Origin of the sequence: Micromonospora sp. M61 (assembly GCF_018070245.1) — a bacterium.
Lineage (GTDB): Bacteria > Actinomycetota > Actinomycetes > Mycobacteriales > Micromonosporaceae > Micromonospora > Micromonospora zamorensis.
Map to the genome: position 1 here is coordinate 1 of NZ_JAGPYA010000185.1, position 563 is coordinate 563.

Annotated in this window: 1 protein-coding gene; it reads left to right on the plus strand. The window is 66.8% G+C overall.

Features of this window, described 5'->3' with window-relative positions; genetic code table 11:
• Nucleotides 1-14: 14 nt before the first annotated feature.
• Nucleotides 15-563 (plus strand): hypothetical protein (locus KBX34_RS33250; protein ID WP_210929015.1); only part of this gene is annotated, 549 nt, incomplete at its 3' end.

Consider the following 563-nt stretch of genomic DNA (forward strand, 5'->3'; position numbering starts at 1 on the left):
CTGATGGCAGGCCGATGCATGGCACGGTGCCGGGGTCGGATGGGCAACCGGCGCAGGCGGTGGACATTGCCTACGGCGGCGATGGCAGCAGCACCTGGACCTACGCGGACGGCACAACGGTCGATCGCAATGCGACTGGTGACGTTACGCGTCAGGTCACTGCGGATGGTGCGTCGTTCGACCAGTTCACCGCTGATGGCAGGCCCACCCACGGCACGGTGCCGGGGTCGGATGGGCAACCGGCGCAGGACGTGTCGATCGCTTACGGCGGTGACGGGTCGAGTACGTGGACGTACGCCGACGGCACGACCGTCGATCGGAATGGCGCTGGTGACGTTACGCGTCAGGCGACCGCGGATGGTGCGTCGTTCGACCAGTTCACGGTCGACGGCAAGCCGACCCATGGCACCGTGCCAGGGTCGGATGGGCAACCGGTGCAGGCGGTGGACATTGCCTACGGCGGTGATGGCAGTAGCACCTGGACGTATGCGGACGGCACGACCGTGGATCGTGATGCGGTTGGTGACGTTAGGCGTCAGGCGACGGCTGATGGGGCGTCGTTC